Annotated in this window: 23 protein-coding genes; 8 read left to right on the top strand and 15 right to left on the bottom strand. The window is 41.9% G+C overall.

Annotated features, from left to right (window positions below):
• Positions 1-141 precede the first annotated feature (141 nt).
• The 5 genes from G457_RS0107080 to G457_RS0107060 form a co-directional block, all read right to left on the bottom strand.
• A complete protein-coding gene (locus G457_RS0107080; protein WP_026945848.1) occupies positions 142-996 on the bottom strand; it encodes a universal stress protein in 855 nt (284 codons plus the stop codon).
• A gap of 212 nt (positions 997-1,208) precedes the next feature.
• Entirely contained in the window at positions 1,209-2,120 is a 912-nt protein-coding gene (locus tag G457_RS0107075) for a 1,4-dihydroxy-2-naphthoate polyprenyltransferase (protein WP_026945847.1), read from the bottom strand.
• Positions 2,121-2,132: 12 nt separating this feature from the next.
• Positions 2,133-2,612 carry a glutathione peroxidase gene (locus G457_RS0107070; protein WP_394373335.1) on the bottom strand — a complete coding sequence of 160 codons (480 nt, stop codon included), beginning with the start codon at positions 2,610-2,612 and terminating at the stop codon, positions 2,133-2,135.
• A gap of 112 nt (positions 2,613-2,724) precedes the next feature.
• Positions 2,725-4,515, bottom strand: coding sequence for an arginine--tRNA ligase (gene argS / locus G457_RS0107065; RefSeq protein WP_026945845.1), 1,791 nt, complete (start codon positions 4,513-4,515; stop codon positions 2,725-2,727).
• Positions 4,516-4,648: 133 nt separating this feature from the next.
• On the bottom strand, positions 4,649-5,599 hold the full coding sequence (locus G457_RS0107060) for an arginase (RefSeq protein ID WP_026945844.1): 951 nt from the start codon (positions 5,597-5,599) through the stop codon (positions 4,649-4,651).
• Between the two features lie 222 nt (positions 5,600-5,821).
• Here G457_RS0107060 and G457_RS0107055 point away from each other — a divergent pair, with 222 nt between their 5' ends.
• A complete protein-coding gene (locus tag G457_RS0107055; RefSeq protein ID WP_026945843.1) occupies positions 5,822-7,210 on the top strand; it encodes an arginine decarboxylase in 1,389 nt (462 codons plus the stop codon).
• A gap of 19 nt (positions 7,211-7,229) precedes the next feature.
• On the opposite strand, the gene G457_RS0107050 is transcribed toward G457_RS0107055, so the two are convergent.
• Both G457_RS0107050 and G457_RS0107045 read right to left on the bottom strand, forming a co-directional pair.
• A complete protein-coding gene (locus tag G457_RS0107050) occupies positions 7,230-7,922 on the bottom strand; it encodes an SIMPL domain-containing protein (RefSeq protein WP_026945842.1) in 693 nt (230 codons plus the stop codon).
• Positions 7,923-7,999: 77 nt separating this feature from the next.
• Complete coding sequence (locus tag G457_RS0107045; protein ID WP_026945841.1) at positions 8,000-10,240, bottom strand: heavy metal translocating P-type ATPase; 2,241 nt, start codon at positions 10,238-10,240, stop codon at positions 8,000-8,002.
• A gap of 8 nt (positions 10,241-10,248) precedes the next feature.
• On the opposite strand from G457_RS0107045, the gene G457_RS22990 reads away from it, so the two are divergent.
• Positions 10,249-10,398, top strand: a complete 150-nt coding sequence (locus G457_RS22990) for a hypothetical protein (RefSeq protein WP_208325320.1) — start codon at positions 10,249-10,251, stop codon at positions 10,396-10,398.
• Between the two features lie 54 nt (positions 10,399-10,452).
• Here the strand turns inward: G457_RS22990 and G457_RS0107035 are convergent, their stop codons facing one another.
• From G457_RS0107035 to sdaAB, 3 genes are all read right to left on the bottom strand, one after another.
• Complete coding sequence (locus G457_RS0107035) at positions 10,453-11,772, bottom strand: efflux RND transporter periplasmic adaptor subunit (protein ID WP_026945840.1); 1,320 nt, start codon at positions 11,770-11,772, stop codon at positions 10,453-10,455.
• Positions 11,773-11,775: 3 nt separating this feature from the next.
• Positions 11,776-13,113, bottom strand: a complete 1,338-nt coding sequence (locus G457_RS0107030; RefSeq protein ID WP_026945839.1) for a TolC family protein — start codon at positions 13,111-13,113, stop codon at positions 11,776-11,778.
• Between the two features lie 91 nt (positions 13,114-13,204).
• On the bottom strand, positions 13,205-13,882 hold the full coding sequence (gene sdaAB, locus G457_RS0107025) for an L-serine ammonia-lyase, iron-sulfur-dependent subunit beta (protein WP_026945838.1): 678 nt from the start codon (positions 13,880-13,882) through the stop codon (positions 13,205-13,207).
• 194 nt (positions 13,883-14,076) lie between these two features.
• On the opposite strand from sdaAB, the gene G457_RS21155 reads away from it, so the two are divergent.
• The 4 genes from G457_RS21155 (at position 14,077) to xylA (ending at position 19,474) form a co-directional block, all read left to right on the top strand.
• On the top strand, positions 14,077-14,868 hold the full coding sequence (locus G457_RS21155) for an aminotransferase class IV (protein ID WP_051260743.1): 792 nt from the start codon (positions 14,077-14,079) through the stop codon (positions 14,866-14,868).
• A 112-nt stretch (positions 14,869-14,980) separates the two neighbouring features.
• A complete protein-coding gene (locus G457_RS0107015) occupies positions 14,981-16,624 on the top strand; it encodes a sodium/sugar symporter (protein ID WP_026945837.1) in 1,644 nt (547 codons plus the stop codon).
• Position 16,625: 1 nt separating this feature from the next.
• A complete protein-coding gene (locus G457_RS0107010; RefSeq protein ID WP_026945836.1) occupies positions 16,626-18,128 on the top strand; it encodes a xylulokinase in 1,503 nt (500 codons plus the stop codon).
• A gap of 32 nt (positions 18,129-18,160) precedes the next feature.
• Positions 18,161-19,474, top strand: a complete 1,314-nt coding sequence (gene xylA / locus G457_RS0107005; RefSeq protein ID WP_026945835.1) for a xylose isomerase — start codon at positions 18,161-18,163, stop codon at positions 19,472-19,474.
• 207 nt (positions 19,475-19,681) lie between these two features.
• Here xylA and G457_RS0107000 read toward each other — a convergent pair whose 3' ends face one another.
• Both G457_RS0107000 and G457_RS0106995 read right to left on the bottom strand, forming a co-directional pair.
• The gene (locus tag G457_RS0107000) at positions 19,682-20,743 is read right to left on the bottom strand and encodes an alpha/beta hydrolase (RefSeq protein WP_026945834.1); all 1,062 of its coding nucleotides are present in this window, start codon (positions 20,741-20,743) and stop codon (positions 19,682-19,684) included.
• A 2-nt stretch (positions 20,744-20,745) separates the two neighbouring features.
• Complete coding sequence (locus G457_RS0106995; RefSeq protein ID WP_026945833.1) at positions 20,746-21,327, bottom strand: hypothetical protein; 582 nt, start codon at positions 21,325-21,327, stop codon at positions 20,746-20,748.
• Positions 21,328-21,456: 129 nt separating this feature from the next.
• Here G457_RS0106995 and G457_RS0106990 point away from each other — a divergent pair, with 129 nt between their 5' ends.
• Positions 21,457-22,032 carry a hypothetical protein gene (locus tag G457_RS0106990; protein ID WP_026945832.1) on the top strand — a complete coding sequence of 192 codons (576 nt, stop codon included), beginning with the start codon at positions 21,457-21,459 and terminating at the stop codon, positions 22,030-22,032.
• 7 nt (positions 22,033-22,039) lie between these two features.
• A complete protein-coding gene (locus G457_RS21150; protein ID WP_081701403.1) occupies positions 22,040-22,546 on the top strand; it encodes a hypothetical protein in 507 nt (168 codons plus the stop codon).
• Here the strand turns inward: G457_RS21150 and G457_RS0106980 are convergent.
• From G457_RS0106980 to G457_RS0106970, 3 genes are all read right to left on the bottom strand, one after another.
• The gene (locus G457_RS0106980) at positions 22,534-22,869 is read right to left on the bottom strand and encodes an antibiotic biosynthesis monooxygenase family protein (RefSeq protein WP_026945831.1); all 336 of its coding nucleotides are present in this window, start codon (positions 22,867-22,869) and stop codon (positions 22,534-22,536) included. The genes G457_RS21150 and G457_RS0106980 overlap by 13 nt on opposite strands.
• The gene (locus G457_RS0106975) at positions 22,866-23,585 is read right to left on the bottom strand and encodes a DJ-1/PfpI family protein (protein WP_081701390.1); all 720 of its coding nucleotides are present in this window, start codon (positions 23,583-23,585) and stop codon (positions 22,866-22,868) included. Before G457_RS0106975 ends, G457_RS0106980 begins: the two co-directional genes overlap by 4 nt.
• A 367-nt stretch (positions 23,586-23,952) precedes the next feature.
• Positions 23,953-25,164, bottom strand: a complete 1,212-nt coding sequence (locus G457_RS0106970; protein ID WP_026945829.1) for a serine hydrolase domain-containing protein — start codon at positions 25,162-25,164, stop codon at positions 23,953-23,955.
• Positions 25,165-25,173: the final 9 nt, after the last annotated feature.

Below are 25,173 nucleotides of genomic sequence, written 5' to 3'. Positions count from 1 at the left end.
GGGAAGCAATCTATCTTGACTAAGTTAAATCAACAATGAGATCGCCTGTCCTCCGGTAGGCGGGCTTCTCCCGACTTTGTCGGGATCCCGATGACGTAAATACACTTTGAGACAGTCTCTTAGTACTGTCTTTTTTAAGAATTAATCTTCTACCCGAAGCGTCCAAACAGGCCGCTTGGCATGATTGACTACATCTTCAGCGATGCTGCCAGTGATTAGATGCAGGAAGCCTGTACGCCCACTAGTGGCCATAGCAATTAGATCTGCATCTATATCCTCGGCAAATTCGATGATGCCATTTTCTTCAGAAGTAGAATTATAGACCTCTGCTTTCACATTTTCGAATCCAAATTCTTTAGCGAATCGCTTAATTCTGGAAATGGACTCTCTGGTAGTTTCAAAATTCCCTGGTGTATTGACAATCACTAAGAAAATCTCAGCCCCGAAAATATGCTGCAATCTTTTCAGTCGAGCTGCGATTTCAGCTGAATTGCTTCTAAAGTCGCTTGCAAAGACTATTTTTTTCAAATCTGATGGGTTGACTTTAGATTTGATGGTCACGACAGGGCAGCGGGCCGTGCGAACTACCTTTTCTGTATTTGATCCGATCAATACTTCTTCCAGACCTGAAGAGCCTTTAGAACCCATGACAACTAAATCCGGATCTTCTTCCAAGATGGATGATTGAATACTCTTGAAAGCATTACCAAGTTTGATGGTGCTTTTAAAGGCATAAGGTTTATTCTGATGAGCAGCTTCTAAATCACTCAGCTGTTTTTTTCGCTTGTCCATGAGTTCTACGAAAAAAATCTGATTCTCTATATCTCCCATCATTTCACCTCCGCCCATGGTGCCCATACTAGTGGTAGCGGGAATCTCTAAGACGTGAAGAACCTCTATGGAAACATTATCGAGTTTACTGGCAAAAGCCAAAGTAAAATCCAATGCGTTTTGGGCTTCTTCCGAAAAATCAAAAGGTACAAGTACTTTAGTCATGGTTTTTGGATTAATGTTTTATGCCAAATTAGCATAATTTCCTTAGCAAAAAAGGACTTTTATCAGCTTTCATGTGCATATAATTTGATTTTCAAAGGCCACCCCGAATAGTCGGGGCAGGCTATGGAATCTCGTCGGAATTCTCCGATCCATCGGGGTATCCCGGTGTGTCTCGCTTGTGAAGTGCCTGTCTCCTTTTGGCAGGCTCGATTTCAAAAAAGCAATAAGCCCACACCCAAAAGGATGACCCAAAGTAAGGTGCTCAATGCCATTTTTTTCAGAAATGGATCTGTTTCTTTCGGGTTTTTGGCTTTTTGTACTCCCATTCCAATCGGAATCATCACAGCTAATGCTATAATTGAAAGTAATCCACTGTAGGTTCCAGTACTCAGGCAAAAGATCATCAAAAGAACATACCCGCCTATTATTAAGATCCAGTTGTAATTCACGGCAGCTTTTCTGCCAATTCGCACGGGGATGGAGCGTTTTCCGGCTTTTTGATCTGACTCGATATCCCTGATATTATTAATGTTCAAAACTGCCGTGCTAAAGCAGCCCAAAGATCCGCCTATTAAAAATATGGGCCAATTAAGCTCTAAACCATGCAGAAAATACGTTCCTGCTACTCCCAAGATTCCGAAAAACAGGAATACCGATAAATCTCCCAATCCTAGGTAACCGTATGGATTTCCGCCCGAGGTGTAAGAAATAGATGCCCAAATGGCTAAAATTCCTAATCCCAAGAATACACTAAATAAGATCCAATCATTCAAAGCTAGGTAGATCAGGCTGATTCCAGATATGAATGAAAGCATCCCAAAAAGATACATGGCTCTTTTCATTTCGGACAAAGTGATCAGCCCAGACTGAACTGCTCTTACAGGCCCTTCACGTTCCTGAGAATCAGCCCCATGAACCGTATCCCCATAATCATTGGATAAGTTGGAGAGGATTTGTAAAAAAATGGTGGTTAAGGAGGCCAGAATTAGAATTTCCCATCTAAAAATCCCGTAGTAAGCGGCAAGTATTGATCCCGCAAAAATACTGGCCAAGGCCAAAGGTAAAGTACGAAGCCTGACTGCATGCAGCCAGGCTTCTTTTTTTGTTGTAATGGAGTGCTTCACTAAGATTCTGAATTAAGCTCCTACCAATGCCAAGATTTCCTCATCCAATGGAGCGACGGATGAAGGGAAGAATTTTTCTAATTCTCCTTTTTCATTGATATAGTACTTACAGAAATTCCAGGTTGGTTCTTGATTATTCCAACCGTTTAGGTTTTCATCAGAAAGCCACCTGTAGAGAGGATGTTTATCAAATCCCTTCACAGATATTTTTTCAAAAACCGGGAAAGTCACCCCGTAATTGGTAGAGCAAAATTCTTTGATTTCCTCATTTGAACCAGGCTCTTGTCCCCCAAAGTTATTGGCAGGGAAGGCAAGAATTTGGATTTTATCTCCAAAGTTCTCGTGCAGCTCTTGTAAGGCAGCATACTGAGGAGTGTAGCCACATTTAGATGCTACATTCACCACAAGGATTTTCTTCCCTTTGAATTGCTCAAAGTTCACCTCTTTGCCATCCAGGTCTTTCAATTTGAAATTGTAAAATTCTGATTCCATAGTTTTCGTATTTACGGGTATCATTCCTGCCTGAAGATTCTCAGGTCTTTCTAGTGTTCGGCCACAGGACAGGATGCCAAGGGCAAAAATGAAAGTTAAAAGCTTTTGCATATTACATTCGGTCTGGTACTTGTATGCCCAATAAACCCATCCCTTTTTTGATTGTTTGGGCGGTTAATTTAGAAAGTGCAACTCTGAAGGCTACGAGTTCGGGATTTTCCTCCGCAAAGATCTGTTGATCCGCATAGAAGCGATTATACTCCTTAGCCAATTCAAAGAGGTAATGCGCAATGATCGATGGCGAATATTCCTCACCAGCTAGTCTGAGTTTATTTTCAAATTCGTTGAGCAGGTAGATCAAATCAGATTCGGACTGAGCAATAGATCCAATTCCTGTGAAATCCGGATTTTGATAATCTACTCCAATCTGATCGGCCTTGCGTAGGATGGAGGCGATACGAGCATGGGAATATTGGACAAATGGCCCGGTAAATCCCTGAAATTCGATGGATTCCTGCGGATTGAAGAGCATTCGTTTTTTCGGATCCACTTTCAGAAGGAAGTATTTCAAGGCTCCAAGTCCTAAAATCTGATAAAGCTCCTCTGCCTGCTCAGCGCTGAATCCCTCAATTTTCCCCAGTTCTTTAGTGTGTTTTTCAGCAGTATCGACCATTTCTTGCATCAAGTCGTCTGCATCTACCACTGTCCCTTCGCGGGATTTCATTTTGCCGGTAGGCAAATCTACCATGCCATAGGAAAGATGATACAAACCTTCGCCATATGGACGGCCTAGCTTTTTGAGAATTTTGAAAAGCACATCAAAGTGATAATCCTGCTCATTTCCAACCACATAGACAGACTTATCGATCTGGAAGTCCTCATATTTCAAATCCGCAGTACCCATATCCTGGGTGATGTAAACCGAAGTCCCATCACCTCTAAGAACCAGCTTTTCATCAAGCCCTTCATCAGTCAGGTCTACCCAAACGGAATTATCCTCTTTCTTGAAAAAGACGCCTTTTTGCAAGCCTTCCTCTACTATGTCCTTACCGAGTAGGTAGGTATCAGATTCGTAATAAAACTTGTCGAATTCCACGCCCATTTTTCGGTAAGTCTCATCAAAGCCTGCATAGACCCAAGTATTCATCTGCTTCCAAAGAGCGACTGTTTCCTGATCATTTGCTTCCCACTTTCGAAGCATTTCCTGAGCTTCAAGCAAGATTGGAGCATTTTTCTTTGCAGCTTCCTCTGTCTGTCCAGACGCTATCAGTTCCTTGATCTCATTTTTGTACTCTTTGTCAAAAAGCACATAATACTTTCCAGCAAGATGATCTCCCTTTAGTCCGGATGACTCAGGAGTTTCTCCATTTCCAAATCGGAGATAGGCGACCATGGATTTACAAATGTGAATTCCCCGATCATTGACCAGATTGGATTTGATCACTTCATAGCCATTCGCCTCCAGAATTTGAGCCACAGAATAACCCAAGAAGTTATTTCTTAAATGCCCGAGGTGAAGGGGTTTATTGGTGTTTGGGGAAGAATACTCTACCATGACCCGCTTACCATTGGAAGGCATTTGGCCTCGGGAAGAGTTTTGGTAGATTTTTGTAAAAAGGTCCAACCAAGAACTTTGATTGAGCACAAGATTCAAGAAACCCTTGACCACATTGAAGCCTGCTACTTCTTTGACATTTTCCTGAAGGTATTCACCGAGTAAAGTCGCGGTATTTTCAGGAGTAGTTCTGGAAATTTTCAAATAGGGAAAAACCACAAAAGTATATGTCCCTTCAAACTCCTTCCGGGTTGGGGCCAAAGCCAAATCTTGGGTTTCTACTGAATGATTAAAGATATTTTGAAAGGCAAGTTGGAGGCCTTTTTGGATGTTTTCTTGTATGGTCATGCTAGATTTTTAGCAGTAAATAAGCCGAAGCAGGTTGATATATTTTGAATGCCAAATTTAAGACTGCTTCAGTAATAAATCAGTTTTCTCGATTTTTATCTGTCGCCGTCCGGATTTATTTTGAATAAATGCCTTAGAAATTATCTACAAGAGATTTGGTGGTGACTTCCAGGACCTCAAAGGCGTTTTCAGCCATGGTGTTTTCGGTGTCCAAAGTAGGATTGACTTCCACAATTTCCCAGCAGCAGACACGCTTGTCTTTGATAAGCTCTGCATTGAGTTCGATGGCCTCTTTCACCGTAAGGCCATCCGGAACGGGTGTTCCAGTACCTACCGAAATGGAAGAGTCCAGACTATCCACATCAAAGGAAATGTAAATCTGATCGCAATCCTTCAGAATTTCCAGACTTTGCTTGGCTACTTCTTGGATTCCCAATTCCCGTACTTCTTTGGTTTTAAAGTTTTTGATTCCGTGCTTTTCTATCAAGAAATCTTCCGGTGACTCTGTATCTCTTACCGAAATGAAAACGATGTCCTCAAGGTTGATTTTTGGGAAATTGCCACCGATATTTTTGATACGCTCCCAAAACATCAAAGTGTCCTCCGAAGGCTCATTAATCTTGCATTCAGGATTATCTGTTTGCGAAGCCATAGCCAAAGGCATGCCGTGCATATTGCCGGAAGGAGTGGTGAATGGGGTATGGAGATCTGCATGTGCATCGATCCAAATCACGCCCAAGCGCTTATCGGGATGGGCTGCTTTGATTCCCATGATGGTGCCTGCTGCAGTACTATGATCCCCTGCCAGGACTATTGGGAATTTCTTGTCGATTCTAAGCGATTCGATAGTGCTGTACACATTTTTCAAAACCTGATATACGCCATCAATGTACTTGGCATGAGGAAATTTATTGCCTTTCCAGAGGTAATCATTGGCATCTGGCACATTGATCGGGTCAAACTGAGTAAAAAAGTCTGATTTAGCATCCAAGGAAGCAATTTTGAGTGCGTCTATTCCTAAACTCGCGCCTCGTGTGCCGGCAGCTATTTCAGATCGTACTTCTACGAGTCGGATATCTCTCATGGTATTTTGGGTGGGTTATTTTCAGCTTGCAAAAGTACTTAATATACTCTAAGGAATCTAGCTTATCCCGCTATTTGGCAATTGAGATGCCCAATGAAGCTGAGGAATTCAAACACAAGCAGTATTAAATAAATTATATATAATGGGAGCACCTTTGTTTTTGAAAATTCATGGGATTCCCCAAATTTTGTGGCAGTTTTGTAAAGAAGAAAATATTTAAAAATGAATCGTTATATAGACCTCATTCAACAGACTTTTGACTTTCCTACCAAGGAATTCCATGTAGAAAACAACCAACTTTTCTTCAATGGGGTCAACTTGATGGAGATAATTGAAACCTACGGAACACCGCTCAAACTGACCTATCTTCCAAAGATTTCTGAAAGCATTCAAAACGCTAAGTCTTACTTTGGAAATGCGATGAAAACGCATGATTACAAGGGGAATTATACTTATTGCTATTGTACCAAATCTTCGCATTTCAGCTTTGTATTGGATGAGGCGTTGAAAAATGATATTCATATCGAAACCTCTTCCACTTTCGATATTCCGCTTGTGCGAACTTTATTTGAGCGTGGAAAAATCACCAAGGATACCTTTATTATCTGTAATGGGTACAAGCGGGATTTGTATAAGCAATACATCACCGAATTGCTCAATGACGGATTCAAAAACTGCGTGCCGATTCTAGATAATCTAAGTGAGATCGATTACTATTTGGAGCATGTGAAAGTGCCATTTCAGGTAGGAATTCGAATTGCTGCTGATGAGGAGCCAAAGTTTGGATTCTACACTTCCCGATTGGGAGTTCGTTACAATGATATCATCAAGCTTTACGAGGAGAAAATCAAAGAGCACCCCTTGGTGAGCCTGAAAATGCTGCACTTTTTTATCAATTCAGGAATAAGGGATACGGCATACTATTGGTCTGAATTAACTCGCTTTATTCAGAAGTATGTAGATTTGAAAAAAATCGCTCCAAGTCTTGATACTATGGATATTGGAGGCGGTTGGCCGATCAAGACCAATGTCTTTTTTGACTATGATTACCAATACATGGCAGATCAAATCGTCAAGAACATCAAATGGATGTGCGCCAAAAACAACACTACCGAGCCGAATATTTTCACTGAATTTGGTAGCTATACAGTAGGGGAGAGTGGGGCAGTTCTTTATTCTATTTTGGATGAAAAGCTACAAAATGATAAGGAGCTGTGGTATATGATCGATGGGTCCTTTATCACGCAATTGCCTGATAGCTGGGGACTTAATCAAAAATACATCATGCTCGCAGTGAATAACTGGGATGAAGAATATCACAATATCTCACTTGGAGGTCTGACTTGTGATAGCATGGACTATTACAACTCAGAGGCGCATCAGTTTAATATTTATCTTCCTAAAGTTCAAAAAGGGAAAAAGCAATACATTGGATTCTTCCACACGGGTGCTTATCAGGAATCACTTGGTGGGTATGGGGGAATTCAGCATTGCCTGATTCCTGCGCCGAAGCATGTGTTGATTGATCGTGATGAAAATGGAAAAGTAACTCACCGCCTTTTTGCGGAGGATCAAACACAAGAAAGTATGCTAAAGGTCTTGGGGTATTAACCCAAGACCTCGCTTTTTATCAATAGGTATATTTCACGTATACTCTTTTTGAAATATCCTGATTATCAGGGGCTATAAGCATTGGGCTGCTTTCCGAGTCGCCCAACATCATTCGAATGCCTTTTTGAAGATCCTGTTCGAAAGTAACATGATGGACACGAATGGATGCAATTCCCAAAGTCTCCGCAATCAATCTCGCTCTGGATTGAGCGTCTCTTAGTGCCTCGGTGATCAGGGTATTTTCCAGTGATTTTTGGAGTTCTTCGGAAAGCTCAAATCGTAGTTGATAACTCATATCTCCCGCTGATTGGATGGCTTCTGAGATTTTTTGCAAGTCTTCATTTTGACTGGTTGTAACTACTCTTAAGGATTGCCTAGCCACAAATCCGCTGTCCTGTAGGGAATTGCCGCGCTTTACCCGATTGACGTTGACAGAATAATTGTCTGCCACTAGTTTATAGTCCTTGATTCTGGCCTTTTTTAGGGCATCGGCGAGGTTTTTTGTCTTGGTATTCAATACGCCTGTGGCTGTGGGCACATTCATGGCTTTTTCCTCTAAAAGGATATTGAATGTAGCCTGATCAGGCGCTGTACTTCTGCTGGCAGTCCCGATCACCTCGATGATGGGAATATTTTCCATTTGCTGTGCTGTCGCGGAGAAAGCACTTAGAATCAAAATGGAGGTGAAAAATGATAGAATTAATTTATTCATAGTTCTTGGATTTTAATTCAGAACAGAGATTGCAAAATATATGCTACAATCCTTAACAAGTTTTCACTTAACAAACTTTAGAGCGATTTCCTCTTTAGCAAAAGGCTATTCCCCACCACGGATACTGAACTGAAAGCCATGGCTGCTCCTGCAATCATCGGGTCAAGCATAAATCCATTGATCGGATAGAGCAAGCCGGCAGCGATCGGGATACCGATTACATTGTAGATAAATGCCCAAAACAGGTTTTGCCGGATTCCTTTGACTGTCAACTTAGAAAGGTGGATTGCTTGGGGGATTTTTCTAAGATCGGAGGTGATGAGCGTGATTTTTGCCACATCCATGGCCACATCCGATCCATGGCCCATTGCGATACTTACATCTGCTCGGGCTAGTGCCTCCGAGTCATTGATGCCATCGCCAACCATGGCCACTTTTTTGCCTTGGGATTTCAGCATTTCCACATATTCGCCTTTCTCAGAAGGAAGTACTCCTGCCTTAAAATGCTTGATTCCGGTACTTTTTGCGATTTTCTCAGCAGCACTCTGTTGATCTCCTGTCAGCATGTGAACTTCAATCCCGTCCTTTTGGAGAGTTTTGATAGCTTCAAGAGAACCCTCTTTAACCTGATCGGCTATATTGAAAATAGCAAGGACTCTTTCTTCATCTGCAAAATGAATGGTAGAACTTCCGTCAAGCATCGCTTCTTTTGAAAAATCAGTGAATGCTTCGGGGATTTCGATACCATTTTCATGAATGTAACTCTGATTTCCAATCAGTAACTTTTTACCCTCAAAGAAAGCCTGAATTCCACGACCTGAGAGATTTTGGAAGTTTTCTACTTTTTGGGATTTGATTCCTTTTTCCTGCAGATTCTTAGTAATAGCTTTAGCTAGAGGATGCTCGGATTGGGATTCCATTGCAAGTAATGCTCCAGAAAGTCTATTTAGCTCTTGCGGATCCAAATCATTGTCCCATTTTACGTTTTGGACCTCAGGCTTGCCTTGGGTAATGGTTCCGGTTTTATCCAAAATAATCGCATCTACCTGATGAGCAAGCTCGAGACTTTCCGCATCGCGGATCAAAATATTGTTTTCTGCTCCTTTTCCCATTCCCACCATGACTGCGGTTGGGGTCGCTAGACCTAGTGCACATGGACAGGCAATCACCAAAACGGCAATGGATGCTAATATTCCTTGCGTAAGTGCATTCTCACCACCAAAAACCATCCAAATGATAAAGGTTAAAATCGAAATACCCATCACTGTGGGAACGAAGATTCCGGCTATTTTATCGACCAATTTTTGTACCGGAGCCTTGCTTCCTTGAGCTTCCTGAACTCGCTGAATGATCTGTGAAAGGATAGTTTCAGAGCCTACGGCCGTGGCTTGAAGTTGAAGACTCCCATTTTGATTGATCGTGCCAGCAAAAAGTTCATCTCCGGATTTCTTTTCTACTGGGATTGGTTCTCCCGAAATCATACTTTCATCCACGAAAGACACTCCTTCCATTACTTGACCATCCACAGGGATTTTTTCACCGGGCTTGACCAAAATAACATCTGTCTTTTGGACTTCTTCGATTGGGATTTCTTCGGATTTTTCTCCACGCAGTCTTGTAAGTGTTTTAGGCTGAAGTCCGATCAGCTTTTTTAATGAGGCAGAAGTACTGGATTTGGCGCGTTCCTCCAGGAGTTTTCCGAAGGAAATAAAAGTGATAATCACCACCGCAGCTTCAAAATACACATGTGGTACAAGTCCCTGATTTCTGAGGACTTGAGGAAAAATGGTATTGAAGCTACTAAAGATAAATGCGATTCCAGTGGATAGAGCAACCAGGGTATCCATGTTGGCCTTTCTACTTTTTGACTGTTTCCATGCATTGACAAAAAAGTGAGAACCAAAATAGAAAAGGACTGGAATGGTCAAAACAAGACTGATCCACCTTCCCGGTAGCCAATCCATAAAAAACATTCCCAGTAAGAAAACAGGAATGCTGAGAATGGCTGCTCCGATCGTTTGCTTTTTGATTTTTTGATATTGCTCGGCCTGAGCTTCCTCCACACTGTCTTGTACCTTTTTGTCAGAAATGATCAGACCATAGCCAACATCTGCTAAAGCCTCATGAAGCTGCTGTGGATCAATACCCTCTTCAAATTCGACTTTTACTGTATTGCTTGCAAAATTGACTGCGGCCGAAACTACCCCATCGGTATAGCTCAAAATAGTTTCTACGCTGGAAGCACAGGCAGCACAAGTCATTCCCGTTACGGGGAAAATGCGTGTTATGCTTGGTTTGTCGAGGGTACTTTGCTCCATAGTTAAAAATGAAAATCAATCTAGCTGGTAAAGGTGACTCTTATGAGATAAATAAATTGTATCAAATCACACAAATTCATAAAAAAATATCCGCTGAAAAAGTTCGGTTGGGTGCTAAGGAGGGAAATAAAAAAGCTTTCTTTCTAGAGTCTAAATGAAGGGTTTTTCCCGATAGACTTTCGAAAGAAAGCTTTTTGAAAAAAGATCTAGAATTAATTCTCTGCGATACTTTCGCCCATTGCAGGGGCTTTTGTTACTTCTACTTTATCACCATCTTTCAATTCTTTACTGACAGTGAAGTAGGGACCTGAAATAACTTCCTCGCCTTCTGAAAGTCCTTCCAATACCTCAATGTTTTGGTAGTCAGAAATACCTGTTTTAATAGTACGCATTTTGGCAGTGCCATTTTCTACCACGAAAATGAGTTCCTTCATGCGGGTAGTTCCATCAGATAGGGTATCCAATTCGCTTTCTCTTGTAGTCACGGCCGAAAGTGGGACTGAAAGAACATCAGACTTTTCAGTTGTGATAATTTCTACAGATGCCGTCATTCCAGGTCGGAATGGATAGCGATTTCCTTCAGCAACTAGGTCAGCATATGAGGAGTTGAGGATTCTGATTTTCACCTCAAATTCAGTTACCGCATCAGCCGAAGCTTTTTGATTGGCAGTATTAGCGATGCTTGTCACTACTCCTTTGAAATTCTTTCCTGAGAAAGAATAAGCGTCCACTTCAATGATTGTGGTATCTCCTTTGGCTAGACGGACAATATCATTTTCATTTACATCTACTCGGACTTCCATTTTGGTCAAGTCAGCAATAGTCAACATTTCTGTACCTGCCATCTGCTGCGTACCTACAACACGCTCACCTTTTTCGACAAGAAGATTGGATACGATTCCCGAAACAGGAGAGTAAACATTGGTCAGTCGGAGGTTTTCAGCTGCTTCGTTGACGGTTGCCTGCGAACTTTTCACGATAAATTCTGCAGCAACTACATTTTGCTTGGCAGCTTCCAAATCCTTTTGGGAAGAAATGTAGTTTGCTTCAGCCTGCTCATAATCAGCTTCTGAGATAGCCTTTTGCTCGAAAAGGACCTTTTGACGATTGAAGTTTAGCTCGCTTTGGGTAAATTGTGCTTCTGCTCTTTGAAGACTAGCCCTTGCTTGCGCAAGGTTAGCTTGCTGCTGATTCAGGTTTGCTCTGGATCTGTCAAGTGCAGAGATAAAGTTATCAGGGCGGATTTTCACCAAAAGCTTACCCATTTCCACAGAATCTCCTTCTGCGACATTAAGTTCAATGATCTCTCCAGCGACATCCGGGCTAAGATTTACTTCGATTTCTGGTTGAATCTCTCCTGATGCAGAGACCTTCTCGATAATCTTGGTTTTCTTAGCTTTTGCGGTTTGTACGGAAGTAGTTCTTTCTCCGCCAATCCATCCGGCAGATTTAGCAATGATTGCAAAAACAATAATCAAGGCGACTACGCCAAGGAGGTAATAGAGTGATTTGTTGGATTTTTTAGTAGCCATGGTTTAGTTTAGGTTGATGGGGTTACCTAGGTAAAAGTCAAGAACTTTCACTCGGAAAATGTAAGTGTATTTAGCATTTAGTAGATCCGCTTGGGCATTGAAGAAGTTAGTCTGAGCAACTTGGAAATCTACCGAATTGATAGCGCCCAGATCGAATCGTTGCTGAGCAATTCGGAAGCTTTCTCCAAGGCTTTCTACTCTTGTCTGCGAAGCTTCGTAGGAAAGTCTAGCAGCGAGCGCCTGATTGTAAGCTGTTTCAATATCCTGTCTCAATTGGTTCTTGGCTTCCAATTCTGCCACCTCGGCGATTTGGCGCGAAACGCGCGCTCTTTGTAAGGAAGCTTTATTGTTGAACTGTGTGAAGATTGGGATATTCAAGCTAAGGTTCAAGGATTGAGAAAGGTTATTCTCGATCTGTTCCCCAAAGCCTGGTCTTTCCGTACCAAAAACCCGGTCTACGTAGTTTGAGAAAATATTTGCACCAAGTCCAAGAGATGGATAGAAGGCTCCTTTTGCCGATTTTACACCATATTCAGCACTTTCGATTGCTTTCTCAGCAGCTGCAATTTCAGGCATAATTTCTACAGCAGTTTCATAAATCATAGCTGGAGTCTCCGTTGCCATCAAGTTTTGATCTATCTCCAACTCAGGATCTACAATATCAAATTCCTCTGTGAATGGAATCTGCATAGCTTGTGCTAAGTTCAATTTTGCAATTCGCAGAGCATTTTTGGCATTGATCACCTCGAGCTGATTGGTAGCGTTCTGAGCCTCTAGGTCTAATTGATCTGAAATCGGCAACTGACCTGCTTCAACCAAGGTAGTTGTACGGGCAAGTTGATCTTCGGTAGTTTCTAATTGATTCTCAGCGATTTTTACCTGCTCTCTATTAAAAACTACATTGATAAATAGGTTGATTGTATTTAAGGTGATATTGTTTCGGGTAGCCTCGATATTGAATTGACCCGCTTCCAAATCCGCTTTGTTTTGATTGATCGTGTTGTTGATTCTTCCTGCAGCAAAAAGAGTCATGTTTGAGTTCATGGAAAGGTTGATGTTTCCAATTCTCTCAGTTTCAAACAAGTTGGTCACAGGGTTGATTGAACGCCCCCATCTAAAACCACTACTAGCACCAGTGGAAAGGGTAGGGTAGCGGTTGCCTTTTGTACTTAGCAGGTTTGCTTCGTTATTAAGTTGGTTTAATTCGCTTCGCTTTAAAGTTAGGTTATTCTCTAGAGCAATAGTCACAGCGGTCTCCAGGTCGTAAGGACCGGCGTTTTGTGCATTCACTCCAAAAGAAGCTCCAAACATTAATGCAAAACCTAATAAAAGTTTCTTCATTTGGTTTAGTTTTTTTTGGTTAATCTGTTTATAATCAGATGCTTGTTGCAAGTTGCGTTTAAAATTTTTTATAGGTTCAATTCACTTTATTCTATAAATCTATATCTGGAATGTAGATTAATTCTTTTACCCAAGAGAGCGACTTGAGATATTCTAGGGTAAGTGCCTTAATCCCTGAGTCCATCTCAATGACATGGCAAGCTAGGTCATTTTTTCCCTTTCTCGAAACTGACATGGTAGCAATATTGGCTTTTTCCTGAGCGATGACTGAAGATATAAAAGCAATTGCTCCTGAAATATCCTGAGCCTTTATGATCAGTGTATGAAACTGAGCCGAAAAATTGGCTACAAATCCATCCACTTCTGCAATGTTGATGAGCCCACCTCCGAGACTTTCTCCAACTACCTCCACAGACTTTTCACCTTTCTTGAGGTTGAGCTTAATCGTATTCGGATGATGAACAGAGGAGTTGCCGATGGATTTGAACTGGTAAGTCAAGCCGCTTGACTTTGCCAAATCTAAAGCTTCTCGAATTCGCTCATCATCAGTTTTGAAATCCATCAATCCGCCAATAATCGCACGGTCGCTTCCATGTCCTTCATAAGTTCTCGCAAAGGAATTGTAAAAGACAATGCTTGCATGATCCGGTGTCTCCCCCAGTACCCGAATGGCAGCACGAGCTATTCGGACCACACCCGCGGTATGGGAAGAAGAAGGTCCAATCATGACTGGCCCGATCATATCAAATACACTACTTTTACCTGCCATTGCCCGAAATAGTCAATAATGATGCTAATGAAAGCTAGGATCATTTCGACGGTCCAAAAATGTAAATATTTAGTCAATTAGAAGAAAAATCTTTATATCAATGGCGAAATTTAACAAAGGTCTAAATAAGTTGTGGGATTTTATGTTCGAAAATGAACGGTTTAATGAACGCTAGCGATACAATTTTTATAAAAATGTCCGAATCTGATACTTGGTCTTTCGCAAGTCAGATTGATTTACCCAATCGTGCCATGAGTTTTGGTGATGGTTTATTCGAGACGATGTATTGGGATGGAGAAAAGATAAGGCTTTTCGACTTTCATTTAGATAGACTCAGACATGGGATGGAAATCCTTGAACTATCAGTATCAGGTCTGCAAGAGCATAGCCTACTCCAGCTCATACAATCTTTGAATCTGGACAGTGAATCCCGTCTTCGTTGGACTGTCATTAGGGCCGGAAAGGGAAAATACACTCCGGAATCATCTGATGTGGTTCAGGTCCTTCAGATTTCTGATTTTCATAGAGCTCCAGCTATTAAGCATAGAGCAATAATTTCTGAAAGAATTCGATTAAACCCCAGTATTTTTTCCTCAAGTAAGTCCTTGAATGGGATACCTTACGTTTTGGCCAATTTGGAAAGAAAGAGAAATGGGGCGGATGAAATTATTCTCCTAGATAATCATGGTAATGTGGCTGAAGCAGGAGCCGCTAATATTTTTTGGGAAAAAGGAGGGGAGATTTATACTCCTTCCTTGGAATCCGGATGTATCGGAGGAGTGATGCGTAGGAGTTTCCTCGATTTTTTGGAGGAAAGAAGAATTGATTTTGTCCAAGATCTATTTCCTATGGATGATCTTTTAAAAGCGGACCGGTTATGGGTAAGTAATGTGACTGGAATCAGTATGTTGGGACAAATTGGTTCCAAAGCATTTCAAACCGATCTCCCGGATTACCTTTTGGCCTTTTACAAAAATTCTCTTTGAAAATGGTGATAGGGCACGCATACGTTTGCATGAAAGTTTTATATTTAATCCCTATTTATCCCTTAGTCTTTAAACCAAAACCTTATTTAGTAGCTTTACAACCCAAAATCCTATGCTCTTAGAACCTTTAGACCTGGCGGTATTCATTGGATACTGTCTATTAATTGTCGGAATGGGGCTTTTTGTCTCCCGAGAAAAAAAAGGACACGTAAAAAACTCCTCAGATTACTTTCTCGCCTCCAAAGCACTGCCCTGGTGGGCGGTAGGTGCTTCATTGATTGCTTCCAATATCTCGGCAGAGCAATTTATCGGAATGTCCGGTTCAGGTTTTGCCCTTGGATTGGCAATCTCTACCTATGAATGGATGGCAGCTGCGACCTTATTGGTGGTGGCTATTTTCTTTTTACCGGTATACATCAAAAAAGGAATCTACACCATGCCGGGATTCCTTTTGGATCGCTACGATACAAGGGTGAGAACCACCATGGCGATCTTTTGGCTTCTTCTTTATGTTTTTGTCAACTTGACATCGGTGCTTTATCTCGGAGCCTTGAGTTTGAATACCATTTTGAACATTCCCCTGACCTACGGAATTATCGGCTTGGCTCTTTTTGCGATGATTTATTCCATCTATGGAGGTCTCAAAGCAGTGGCTTGGACTGATGTAGTTCAGGTCTTTTTCCTAATCGCGGGTGGTCTTGCGACTACCTACATTGCCTTGCAAATGGTCGGTAATGGAGATGCTTGGGAAGGTTTAGGCCTACTTAGAAAAGAAGTTCCGGGCCATTTCTCAATGATTTTATCCAAAGGAGAAATGATGATTCCTGACGGAAAGGGAGGAACTTATGATGCGTATAAAGACCTGCCAGGCTTGAGTGTTTTGGTAGGTGGCATGTGGATTACCAACCTGAGCTATTGGGGTTTTAACCAGTATATCACGCAGCGTGCTCTAGCTGCAAAAAGCCTTGATGAGGCCCAGAAAGGGATGATTTTTGCCGGTTTCTTGAAGATTTTAATGCCTTTGATCGTTGTAATTCCTGGAATTGCGGCATTGGTGATCGTCAATAACGGTATGGACGCGAGCTTCATCTCTTCCATGGAAGATCCTGCTACGGGCTTGATTAAATCAGACCGGGCTTACCCAACACTCTTACAATTACTTCCTGTAGGATTGAAAGGGCTTGCTTTTGCTGCTTTGACTGCGGCTATTGTGTCTTCTTTGGCTTCCATGGCCAATAGTACCTCTACGATTTTTACCATGGATATCTATAGCAAATATTTTGGTAAAAATGCGACAGAAACGCAGCAGGTTCGAGTAGGCAGAATTACGGCTGTTGTTGCTTTCGTGATTGCAGCTTTTGTAGCTCCTGCTTTAGGACAATTAGATCAGGCCTTCCAGTTTATTCAGGAGTATACAGGATTCATCAGTCCAGGGGTTTTTGCGATTTTCTTCTTTGGAGTATTCTGGAAGAAAACCACTTCCAATGCAGCTTTGGTAGGTGCAGGGTTGAGTATTCCGCTTTCAGTAGTGTTGAAATTAGCATTCCCTGATCTTCCTTTCCTTGACCGAATGGGGATTGTCTTCTTGGTACTTGCGGCATTGATGATTGTGATCAGTTTGTATGAAGGAAAAGGTAAGGATCATCCAAACAGTATCGATGTAAATAAGGAGCTATTCCAGACCAGTACCAGTTTCAAGATTGGGGCATTTTTGATTTCGGGTATTATCGCGGCACTTTATATAATTTTCTGGTAAAATGAGAAGCTTATTAATTGGATTTGATATCGGAAGCTCCTCCGTCAAAGCCTCTCTTTTGGACGCAGATACTGGAGCACCCATTGTCTCAAAAGCATTTCCAGAGGAAGAAATGCCCATCGATGCTCCTGAAACAGGCTATGCTGAGCAGGATCCAGAAATGTGGTGGAAATATGTACAGCAAGCCTCACGCTATGTAATCAAGCAGGCAAATGTCAAAAAGGGCGAACTGAAAGGAATCGGTATCGCCTATCAAATGCATGGTCTGGTTTTGGTCGACAAGGATCAAAATGTACTTCGATCTTCAATTATTTGGTGCGACAGCCGTGCGGTTGGAATTGGCGAAAAAGCTTTCCAGTCTCTGGGCGAGGATTATTGCATGAATAACCTTTTGAATTCCCCCGGAAATTTCACTGCATCCAAACTTCGCTGGGTGATTGAAAATCAACCCGAGATTGCCTCTAAAATTCATAAAATGATGCTTCCCGGGGACTTTATTGCCATGAAGTTGACGGGTGAAATTCTGACTTCAGAGACAGGACTTTCTGAGGGGATTTTTTGGGATTTCCAGAAAAATGGCTTGAGTGATTCCGTTTTAAAAAATTACCAAATCGATAAGAACTGGATGCCTAAGGCGGTTCCTTCTTTTTCTGAGCAAGGAAAAGTAACAGCCCAAGCATCCAAGCTGACGGGTATAGAAGTAGGGGTGCCTGTAGCTTACCGAGCGGGGGACCAGCCCAATAATGCGTTTTCGCTGCAAGTATTGAAGCCGGGAGAGCTTGCCACTACTGCCGGTACCTCCGGTACTGTCTATGGGGTTTGTGATACACCTCTTCATGATCCACTTTCGAGAGTGAATACCTTTGTCCATGTCAACCATGCTAAAGAAAAACCCTCTTACGGCGTTTTGCTTTGTGTCAATGGGACTGGAATTCTGAATAGTTGGATGCGTAAACTCCTTGGGGGAAGTCATATCAACTATACTGAAATGAATACCTCGGCAAGATCTGCTCCCATCGGTTCAGACGGATTAATTTTCCTTCCATTCGGAAATGGAGCCGAGCGAATTCTCCAAAATCGACAACTTGGTGCTCATTTAATAGGGCTTGATTTGCTGAAGCATAGCAAAGGGCATATGCTTCGAGCAGCACAGGAAGGAATTGTTTCTGCATTGACCTATGGATTTCAAATTATGAATGAAATGGGTTTGGATCTCAAAACCGTAAAAGCCGGAAAGGCAAATATGTTTTTGAGTCCAATATTCCGAAGTGCTTTTATTCATATGAATAGGGTGACTTTGGACCTTTATGATACGGATGGAGCTCAAGGAGCTGCTCGGGGTGCAGGAATTGGAATGGGTTTATTTTCCAATGAATCAGAGGCTTTTGAAGGGCTTCAGTTGATCGAAACCTATGAACCCAATGAAAATTTCTTTGAGCCATACGAAGAGTTATTTTCCCGATGGAAAAAACGGCTTTCAGATATTGAAAAAATGGACTTATAATTCGAAAAATATCAAACCTAAACATAACCTATATGTCAACAAATTATTTTCCAGAGATAGGAAAAATCCCTTTTGACGGACCCAAAAGTGATAATCCTTTAGCTTTTCGCTACTACGATGAGAATCGAATGATAGGCGGAAAGACCATGAAAGAGCATTTCAAGTTCGCCATTGCCTATTGGCATTCATTCTGCGGAACGGGCGGTGATCCATTCGGACCTGGGACTATTCAGCATCCTTGGGATAAAAATCCAGATCCTGTACAACGTGCGAAGGACAAAATGGATGCTGCTTTTGAATTTATTACAAAGATTGGAGCACCGTACTACTGTTTCCATGATGTGGATTTGGTAGATGAGGGAGCTTCTCTTGCTGAGTATGAAAAGCGAATGGAAATCATCACTGATTATGCGAAGCAGAAACAACAGGAAACAGGAATAAAGTTGCTTTGGGGTACTGCGAATGTATTCAGTAACCCGCGCTATATGAATGGAGCTTCCACCAATCCTAATTTTGATGTGGTGGCTTGGGCTGGAGCTCAGGTTAAGAATGCCATTGATGCTACCATCAAATTGGATGGAGAGAACTATGTGTTTTGGGGAGGTAGAGAGGGCTACATGTCCTTGCTAAATACCGATATGAAAAGAGAAACGGAGCACCTTGCACGTTTTCTAACTATGGCCAGAGACTATGCCCGAAAGAATGGATTCAAGGGTACCTTTTTCATCGAGCCAAAACCAATGGAGCCAACCAAGCATCAATATGACTATGATTCTGCAACAGTCATCGGTTTCCTCCGTCACTATGGTCTGGATAAGGATTTCAAATTAAATATCGAAGTGAATCATGCGACTCTGGCGGGGCATACTTTCCAGCATGAATTGCAGGTAGCTGCCGATGCAGGGCTTTTGGGAAGTATAGATGCGAATCGAGGAGACTATCAAAATGGATGGGATACCGATCAGTTTGCATTGAATCTTCAGGAACTTACAGAAGCGATGCTTGTGCTCTTGACTTCCGGAGGTCTTCAAGGTGGTGGTGTCAACTTTGACGCAAAAATCAGAAGAAATTCAACAGATGCAGATGACTTGTTCTTAGCTCATATCGGAAGTATGGATGCCTTTGCAAGGAGCATGTTGATCGCTCAGGATATCCTCGAAAAATCTGATTACCTAGAGAGAAGAATCAATCGATATAAAAGCTTTGATTCAGGAAAAGGAAAGGAATTTGAAGAAGGTCAACTTGGATTGGAAGATTTGAGAAACTATGCAGCTGTGGCAGGTGAACCTGAGCAAATAAGTGGCAAGCAGGAATACTATGAGAATCTTCTGAATAGATTTATTTAAAATGCGAATATTAGCTTTAAGACCTTTGTAAGATTTTCTATTTATATCTGGTCGGAAGCTTGAAGCTAGAAGCGTGAAGCATACGGAAGCTGAACCTCAAAACGGGTTTTAAGCCGCTCACAATTTGAATTGTAAAAAGTAGATAATTAGATTTTAATTGATTAAAGCCAAAAGGCCCGAAAATCATCTGATTTTTCGGGCCTTTTTTTAATTCTTCATCAGTTCATTAGCCTCGGTCAATTCTTCAATATTTTCCTGAAACTTGGGGTTAGCAGGAATTCCAACCACATTTTCCAGAAAATCAATGGTTTCAAATAGGACAGCTTCCCAATCCTTGGAAGTAATGGAACTGGCAATCACATGATCGCCCGTTTTCGGGAACGCTTTCTCTCTTTTCAATTCGGTAGGAGTTCCAAGTTGCTCGTACATTTCCAGCATTTTTGGCACTGATACCACCTTGTCCTGCTCTTCATCATTTTTATAATAGTATCCTAGCATAAGCGGTTGGCTGATTTTTTGGAAGGTTTTTTCTTCCATATTTCCATACATAATCACCGCTAGGCTTTCATAGGCATTGCTATGGTAGTCCTCAGACCAATAGGCTGCTTTTTCTCCTTCTCGGTTTTGATGGAGTACTTTGTTCTTCATGCTTGTCTTTTCCATGATCCACTGAGCCCAGGGACTAAATAGAGCTTCCAATCTTCCTCCATAATCAGTAATAGCAGGCGAGTAGACCACAACTGCTTTGATATCCGGCTGCTGTGAAGCGAGCAGTAGGGTCAAAGCTCCACCCATGGATGTTCCGACTATAATGACCTCATCTCCAAGGCTTTTTCCGATTTGATAGGCCTCTCCAGCAGCATTGGCTAAGATTTGAGGACTTAAGTATTCCATCCCATTTTCCCGTCTGATCCCATGCTCCGGAAGTCTTGTCACGAAAAGGTTTGCTCCAAAATGCTCTGCCAGAAATCGATGCACCGGATCACCTTCCATGGGGCTGGCTCCAAAACCATGGATGTAAACGATGGAATAGGGGGTTTTTCGCTTATTGCTTTCATCAGCCCACTGAATGTAGGCCTGATTACCTTCTTTCAGACCGATGACCGTATCTTCTCTTGTTTGTAGGTAGGACTCAAGCTCTGTCAGTCGGGTGGGAACTTCAGGATATTCGATCGTCAGTTCTTGTCTTTCTACTTTTGGGCCTAGCATATACACCACAGCAATGATCATCGCTGCTGCGAAAATGAATAAAAACAGCTTTTTCAGCATAATTAGTTGGTTTTCAAAGTAGGGGAAGTGGTATCGACTAGTATTTGCCTTCCATCTCTCAGGAATAGAAATATTCTTAGTGACATTTGTGAGAAGTTTTCGGGAGTGTTTTGATAATAAAGCCCAAAAGTAGGAATGAAATTCTGAAAGTCTCTCAAATCCGAAAGCTGAGTGCCTTCTAAGGTTTCAAAGAGATAGGAAATATCCGTACCCGCTGATAGATCATCAAAAGGTTCACGCAAAGTCACAGCGATATTGGAGATGTTTTTGAAATTGTATATCGGAGCACATGAAAGCGCATAGGCTCTTCCAAATGTCCAAGAGGAACTAGCTTCGGACAATACTTCAGCCTCCAAATCCAAGACCATAAAAAAATCTTCGAAGTCAACCGTATCAGAAGAGGTAGCATAGCGATCGGTGAGATAGGGAGCAAAATCGACTGTAATGTCAATCGCATTAGCATCGCGCGGATCTGGGCAGCGGGCAAAGAGATCAGGCAATTGTTCCTCGACACATGAAGGTCCAATTAGTAGGGTAAAATAACCCACAATCACCATCGATAATGCTTTTAATTTCTTTTTCATCCGTCCAAATGCCTTCCTAATTTAAGAGAATTATATCACCGGAAAATTTTTGAAAGAATCTTTAACAATTTTCATGGAAAACTGTATCGTTTCTTTTAGTCTTGCGTTACAAGAACAAAATCCTTTATAATGAAAAAAGTTTTACTCGCCATTCTTGCCATTACTTTTTCAAATTTCGTTTTGGCACAGGAAAGTCCCACATCTCCAACCAAGGCCGTCTATGTGGAACTAGGTGGAGCTGGTCTTCCATATAGTTTCAATTATGATTTCCGTTTCGACAAGGATAATATCAATTCTTGGGGTATGCGGATTGGAGCAGGGGGCTATACACTCTCTCCGGATGGGGATTCTTTTTTTTCATTGCCTATCATGGTTAATAGATTGTATGGCAAGGGGCCCCATTATTTTGAATTAGGTTTTGGAGCTACCTTCTTTGCTTTTGATAATAGCTATTATGAGTATTGTATCGAAGGCTATTTTGATCAGACCACAGGACAGTATGTCTGTACCACCACTGGGTCTGACTCTTACAACTTTATTCTGGATGTAGATGGCTCGCCAAGTATCATGGGTACGATGAATTTTGGCTACCGAAGAGTGCCTGTTGACGGAGGGTTTACTTGGAAGGTGAATTTGAACCCGATTTTTAACAATAATGGCTTCTGGCCTCTTTTTGCAGGAATAGGAGTTGGATATGCATTTTAATATAATCATGAAATCTATATTCACTTTTGCAGTCATCTTGCTACTGTTGTCCGTATCGACAATCTCCTTTGCACAAGAAAACACAAGAGAAAGGGGTAGAGGGGTTTACATGGAGCTTTTTGGGAATGGTTTGGGCTATTCGTTTAATTACGATCAGCGATTTGATAAGCGCTTTGATGGCTTAGGCTTTAAAGCTGGATTATCTTATTTCGCCATAGATGGAAATTCTGTTGCAACGCTACCTGTTGGCTTGAATTACCTATTGGGGAAAAATGGAAAATACTTCGAAATGGGGGCGGGAGCTACTTTCCTCCGTGCAGAGGATAGTACAAATGCATTTGCAGTAGGGGATAGTCGGTCTGTAGGAACCGGGACTGTTGGTCATATGATTTTTGGATATAGAAGGGAACCTGAGGAGGGTGGATTTCTTTTCCGAGCCTCCATGACACCATTATTCGGACAAGGTACCTTTTTCCCTTTTTGGTTCGGGATCAGCCTAGGTTACGCATTTTGATCTGACTCTCGATCGAATCCATAATCACGCTCCACCAAGCAAACCCTTGTTTTAAAAGATTTATACCATTTTTCTTTGCCCAATTCCTGAGCCAAAATATGCTCCGAGACGGCTTTCCAATTTTTGATGGCTTCCAAACTTTCCCAATAACTCACGGTGATTCCAAGGCCATCTCTGACACTTTCGTGGCCTAAGTAGCCAGCCTGCTTTTCAGCTAGCAAAACCATTCTTTCGGCCATTTTTTGATATCCATCTGTGTTCTCAGTAAGGAGATTGGTGAAAATCACAGCATAATAGGGTGGTGGGGGCGTCTTTGCAATCATTGGTAATTCATTGGATATTCCATGTATTCGGCAGTTTTTTCAGCTACGCTTTTTCCAAAAGTTCTTGCTGTCAAGTAAAGGGCTAAATCTATGCCCGCAGAAATACCTGCCGCAGTAAATAGCTTTTTATCAGATTGGACAAAACGCTGATCCGGCCTTGGGATGCCTGTGGGTTCCATCCTTTTTAAATCCTCATAAACCGAAGCATGCGTACAAAATGGTTTATCAGCCAATAGACCGAGTTTAGCAGGAATTCTTGCCCCTGAGCATACGGTCATGGTCCACTCAGATTTTAGAATGAGTTGCTCCAAGGAATTCATCAGACCCTCATTTTGGATCACTTGTTTGGAACCATCTCCTCCCGGGATTACCAAGTAGTCTAAGCTTTCAAGATGATCTAGACTGAGATCAGCCGAGACTGAAAGCCCATGAATGGTCTTGATAGGGCTTTCATTTTCCGAAATGGTAAACACTTCCAATTCGCTTTTTCCGATGATTTCTCCAACGATGGAAAAAACTTCCAGTGGCCCTGCAAAATCCAAGAGCTCCACATTGTCGAATATAAAAATCCCTATTCTTTTCATGTGTTTATAATTTGTCTTAAAGCGGTCACATAGCTTGTCCCGAACTTGATTCGGGAGAATCTCGCATTTATAATCATCCCTCTGTGTGTCGCTTGCGTCATGCCTGTCTGCCTCAGGCAGGCTCGATTTCATTATTACAATTTCAATTTAATCTTCATACCTGATTCTTTGCACTTTTTTTAACTCATTATTAAGTCAACAGGGCTTTAATGCTGTTTATTTCCTCTATCGTTTAATTCTATCTTGATATAAGTCAAGAAAAGGTGAAGGGGTTAACCGCGACTTAATTTTTCCCGTAATTTTGTATGCAAGACGAGTAAGTAATTTTCAATTACAGAAGATTATTTGGTTTAGTCGGCTAGTCTTGCTCTAGGTTAGAAATAGGTTAATAGGTTTAAGGTTGTTCTAAAATGCCGATTAAGCGGTACTCCTTCAGTCACAAAAAGGAATAGTGAAAAGTTGTTCACGATCACCTAGCCCCGGTTTTCCGGGGCTTTTTTTATTTAATGCTTTCTAGGATTAGCCTTACCAATTCGGCCTTATCTCCATTCGGAATCCATCTAGCTACCACCACCAAATCATTTTCAGGATCGACATAGATCATATTGGTGCCAGCTCCAATATGGAGAAAAGCTGATTTGGGACCAGCGGGGACTTGCTTTTGATCCTCATTGAGGAAATAGTTCATAAACCCATAGCTAGGATTGGCAGGAGTGGGGGTTTTGGATTTTTCCATCCAAGTCTCCGGAATAAGCTGCTCTCCCTGCCAGTTACCATTTCGTAAAGTCAGGTATCCAAATCTTGCTTGATCCCAAGCTGAAAGCATCATTCCACCTCCCCAATGCGATCCACCGCTGACAGACTGCATGATTTGTCCATCGATGATTACAAAGGAATTTTCATAGCCGGTCCATCTCCAAGTATCACTTGCACCGATCGGATACATGATTTTTTCCTTGAGGACTACCGGTAAAGGCTTTCTCCATATGTTCATGGCAGCCAAAGCAAGTACATTTACCCGAGTGTCATTGTATTCATATTTGCTTCCGGGTTCATTTTGCGGTCTTGCTCGCTTCTGTGCTACTCCTTCAGCAGGACGATCAGCCCAATCAGGTTTGCCCCATAGACTTCCTTCCCAATCGGAAGTTTGTCTCAACAAATGATCCCAAGTGATTTTTCGGTTGTGTTCTGTTCCAAAAAGATCAAATACGTCCTCCTCTTCCAGATGGTCAGCTTTATTGATGGAGGGTCGCTCTGGCAAGTAGGGATAGATCGGTGCCATGTATGGATATACCAAATCTTGTTCGCTGCGAATGAGGCCTTCTTGGACAGCCAGTCCCACGGTGGTTGATAGAAAGCTTTTTGCAACAGAAAAAGTCAAATCTACCCGATCTGGATCTCCCCATTGACCAACTACATAGCCTTTGTAAATGATCAAGCCGGTGGCTGGTCCTCTTACTTTCATTGGCCCGATGGGGTAGCCAAAGGGTTCCCTTCCGAAGCCACTTTCATAGTGAGCGATTTTTAAATTTGGGTTTGCGTCACTTTCATGAGTTTTTGCAAAATCAATAGCCTCTTGGATTTTTGAGGCGTCCATGTTTAGCTCTTGAGGTGATTTTCTTTCCCAATTACCTTTTTCTGGAAAGTAAGTTTGCGCTTGGGTAGCAGAGAAACTGAATAGTAGAAAGCAAATGAATAGGATGGATCGCATGGTCTAATT

The organism is Algoriphagus marincola DSM 16067 (genome assembly GCF_000429405.1).
GTDB classification, from domain to species: domain Bacteria; phylum Bacteroidota; class Bacteroidia; order Cytophagales; family Cyclobacteriaceae; genus Algoriphagus; species Algoriphagus marincola.
Note: the sequence above shows the minus strand (reverse complement) of the source record. Positions and strands in the feature narration are given on the sequence as shown.